The organism is Rhizobacter sp. P3_B12 (genome assembly GCF_056402895.1).
In genome coordinates, this window is sequence record NZ_JBFUGN010000699.1 from 1 (window position 1) to 3,303 (window position 3,303).

Genomic DNA, 3,303 nt, shown 5'->3' on the forward strand with positions numbered 1-3,303 from the left:
CCTCGGCATGAGCCCCCAGCCCAGCCCCTCACCCGCGCCTTTGCCCCTCAAGAAGCGTCCTCTCCAATCGTCGACCACAGCAGCGCCGTCAACGCCGAAGAGGTCGCGATCACACCCCAGAAGATCAGGAAGGTCACGCTGTAGATCGCCCGCGGCGACCAGCCGATCAACGGCCCGCCGAACCACTGGAATTCGTTCGGGTCGACGACCACGAAGACCAGCATCTCCAGCACGCCCGCCATCAGGAAGCCAGGCCACAGGATCGTGATGAAACGGGTGGTCCGGGTCATGGCGGCTCCTGCGGTTGGATGAGGCTCAGGGTGCCGGCGTTGCGGCATGGTTGCGCGCCTGCTGCGCCGGCGCCGCCGCGGTCTTGGCCGCTGCCACGCGCGCCGCGGCGCTCGACGGCTCGTCCAGCACCGGATCGATGTGCGTCAGCGCCAGCACCATCGTCGCCACGCCGGCCACCACCACGGTGGCCGGGCCGCTGATCACCAGCCACACCATCTTGTAGCGCCACCACGGCAGCGCGAGGGTTCCGCTCGGGTTCATGTCTGTCTCCTTGTCATCGAATGCCATGTTCAGCGAGGCACCATGAAGGTCGATTTCTCGTGCACCTCGGCCTTGCCTTCGTCGCCCAGCCGCTCGATCTCGAAGGCCAGCGGGTGGGCGCCCGGGCCGAGCGCGGCCGCGCGCTCGGGCGGCAACTGCACCCGCACCGCGAACCAGCGGGCCTCGGTCGGGCCGACCTCGACCTCCCGGGTGCTCGCGATCGTCGCCTGCTCGATGCCCGTCACGTGCACGCGGTAGCGCTGCACCGCCTCGGTCGCGTTCATCACCTGCAGCCGGTAGACGTTCTCGACACGGCCGTCTTCCACCTGGCGCGCCAGCGTGCCGCGGTCGCGCACCACGTCGACCCTGAACGGCTGGCGCAGCGCGATGCTCGCGACGAAGCCGACCGAGATCGCGACCATCACCGCGCCATAGGCCAGCACCCGCGGGCGCAGCGCCCGCCGCAGCATCTGCGCCTGCGTCCAGCCCCGGTCCATGCCGTTCTGCGTCGCATAGCGGATCAGCCCGCGCGGGTAGTTCATCTTGTCCATCACGCCATCGCACACGTCGATGCATGCGGCGCAGCCGATGCACTCGTACTGCAGCCCCTTGCGGATGTCGATGCCGGTCGGGCAGACCTGCACGCACAGCGTGCAGTCGATGCAGTCGCCCAAGCCGCGCGCCTTCGCATCGGCACTGCGCGGCCGCGAGCCGCGCGGCTCGCCACGCTTCTCGTCGTAGCCGATCACCAGCGTGTCACGGTCGAACATCGCGCTCTGGAAGCGCGCGTACGGGCACATGTACTTGCACACCTGCTCGCGCATGTACCCGGCGTTGCCGTAGGTCGCGAAACCGTAGAACAACACCCAGAACCAKTCCCACGGGCCGAAGCCCCACTGCAACGCCTCGCCGGCCAGCACGCGGATCGGCGTGAAATAGCCGACGAAGGTGAAGCCGGTCCACAGCCCGATCGCGATCCACGCCGCCTGCTTGCCGCCCTTGCGCAGCAGCTTGTTCGCCGACCACGGTGCCGCATCGAGCTTCATGCGCGCGATGCGGTCGCCCTCCAGGTGGCGCTCGACCCACAGGAAGATCTCGGTGTAGACCGTCTGCGGGCACGCATAGCCGCACCACAGYCGCCCGGCCACCGCGGTGAACAGGAACAGCGCATACGCGCTCAGCACCAGCAGCCCGGTCAGGTAGATGAAATCCTGCGGGTACAGCACCAGCCCGAAGATGTAGAAGCGCCGCGCCTCCAGGTCGAACAGCAGCGCCTGCCGGCCGTTCCACGCGAGCCACGGCAGCCCGTAGAACACCAGCTGCGTCGCCCACACCAGCGCCCAGCGCCAGGCCGCGAACAGGCCGTGCACCGCGCGCGGGTAGATCTTCGCTTCACTCGCATACAGCGAGACGGTGGCCACCGGCGTGATCGGGATCACCCGCTTGCCGTTGCGTGACTCGTGGCGCACCTCGGGGTCGGCCATCGCGTCACTGCGCAAGCGCAGGGCCCCGGTTCGACAGGCTCCACACGTACGCGGCCAGCACGTGGATCTGCGCCTTGCCGAGCCGGTCCTTCTGCGCCGGCATCACGTTCAGCTTGCCCTTGTTGATCATCGCGGTGATGGCTTCCTCGCCCCAGCCGTGCAGCCAGACCTTGTCGGTGAGGTTGGGTGCGCCGAGCGCGGGGTTGCCCTTGCCGTCGATGCCGTGGCAGGCGGCGCAGGCCATGAAGCGCGGCTTGCCGAACTGCGCGGTCGAATCGTGCGCGCTGCCCGACAGGCTCAGCACGTACTGCGCGACCTCGTGGATCTCCTGCGCGCCGCCGATCGCCGCTGCCATCGGCGGCATCATCCCCTGGCGCCCCTCGGTGATCGTCTCCTCGATCTTCTCCGGCGTGCCGCCGTGCAGCCAGTCGGTGTCGGTCAGGTTCGGAAAGCCCTTGCTGCCGCGCGCATCCGAGCCGTGGCAGGTCGCGCAGTTGTTGATGAACAGCCGCTCGCCGATCGCCATCGCCTGCGGCTCGGCCGCGAGCTGGTCGGCCGGCAGCGCGGCAAAGCGCGCATAGAGCGGCGCCATCTCGGCCTGCGCGGCCCGCTGCTCCGCCTCGTACTGGCCGCGGCTGGTCCAGCCCAGGCTGCCGGCGGCGCTGCCGAAGCCGGGGTACAGGAACAGGTAGGCCAGCGAGAACACCACCGTCAGCACGAACATCACCATCCACCACAGCGGCAGCGGGTTGTTCAGCTCGCGCAGGTCCTCGTCCCACACGTGGCCGGTGCTGTTGTCGGCGGCCATCACCTCGCGGCGGCTCGCGATGAACAGCAGCACCAGGCACGCCAGCAGGCCGAGCAGCGTCACCGCGCCGATGTAGATCGACCAGCCCTGGCTGAAGAAGTCGCTCATCGCGCACCTCCTTCATCGCTGCCATCCTGTTCGAAAGGCAACCGTGCCGCTTCGTCGAATCGCGACTGGTTGCGCCGCGACCAGGCCCAGGCGGCAATGCCCAGGAACACCAGCATCGACAGCACCGTCACGCCACTTCTGAGGTCGTTGACATCCATGGGTCTTGCTCCTTACTTCACCGAGGTGCCCAGCACCTGCAGGTAGGCGATCAGCGCATCGATCTCGGTCTTGCCCTTCACGGCCTCGCCGGCGGCGGCGATCTCGGCATCGGTGTAGGGCACGCCGACGCGGCGCAGCGCAGTCAGCTTCGGGGCCATGTCGGTCGGGTCCAGCGCGGCCTGGGTGAGCCAC

Annotated in this window: 5 protein-coding genes and 1 pseudogene; all 6 read right to left on the reverse strand. The window is 68.7% G+C overall.

The genetic code is table 11. From position 1 onward, the window contains the following. Nucleotides 1-47: 47 nt before the first annotated feature. Nucleotides 48-290, reverse strand: coding sequence for a hypothetical protein (locus AC1D01_RS26400; RefSeq protein ID WP_477871651.1), 243 nt, complete (start codon nt 288-290; stop codon nt 48-50). A 25-nt stretch (nt 291-315) separates the two neighbouring features. After that, nucleotides 316-552: a hypothetical protein gene (locus tag AC1D01_RS26405; RefSeq protein ID WP_477871653.1), complete on the reverse strand. Its 237-nt coding sequence runs from the start codon at nt 550-552 to the stop codon at nt 316-318. 29 nt (nt 553-581) lie between these two features. Beyond that, nucleotides 582-2,036 carry a cytochrome c oxidase accessory protein CcoG gene (gene ccoG, locus AC1D01_RS26410; RefSeq protein WP_477871655.1) on the reverse strand — a complete coding sequence of 485 codons (1,455 nt, stop codon included), beginning with the start codon at nt 2,034-2,036 and terminating at the stop codon, nt 582-584. 4 nt (nt 2,037-2,040) lie between these two features. Beyond that, nucleotides 2,041-2,952 carry a cytochrome-c oxidase, cbb3-type subunit III gene (gene ccoP, locus AC1D01_RS26415; protein WP_477871657.1) on the reverse strand — a complete coding sequence of 304 codons (912 nt, stop codon included), beginning with the start codon at nt 2,950-2,952 and terminating at the stop codon, nt 2,041-2,043. Beyond that, nucleotides 2,949-3,110: a cbb3-type cytochrome oxidase subunit 3 gene (locus AC1D01_RS26420; RefSeq protein WP_477871659.1), complete on the reverse strand. Its 162-nt coding sequence runs from the start codon at nt 3,108-3,110 to the stop codon at nt 2,949-2,951. Before AC1D01_RS26420 ends, ccoP begins: the two co-directional genes overlap by 4 nt. 12 nt (nt 3,111-3,122) lie before the next feature. Then, nucleotides 3,123-3,303: pseudogene (locus AC1D01_RS26425) on the reverse strand (cytochrome-c oxidase, cbb3-type subunit II); the annotation flags it as partial.

Coding starts and splice junctions, on each gene's coding strand:
- AC1D01_RS26405 (WP_477871653.1), bottom strand. CDS start 552: ATGAACCCGAGCGGAACCCTCGCGCTGCCGTGGTGGCGCTACAAGATG.
- ccoP (WP_477871657.1), bottom strand. CDS start 2,952: ATGAGCGACTTCTTCAGCCAGGGCTGGTCGATCTACATCGGCGCGGTG.
- AC1D01_RS26420 (WP_477871659.1), bottom strand. CDS start 3,110: ATGGATGTCAACGACCTCAGAAGTGGCGTGACGGTGCTGTCGATGCTG.
- AC1D01_RS26400 (WP_477871651.1), bottom strand. CDS start 290: ATGACCCGGACCACCCGTTTCATCACGATCCTGTGGCCTGGCTTCCTG.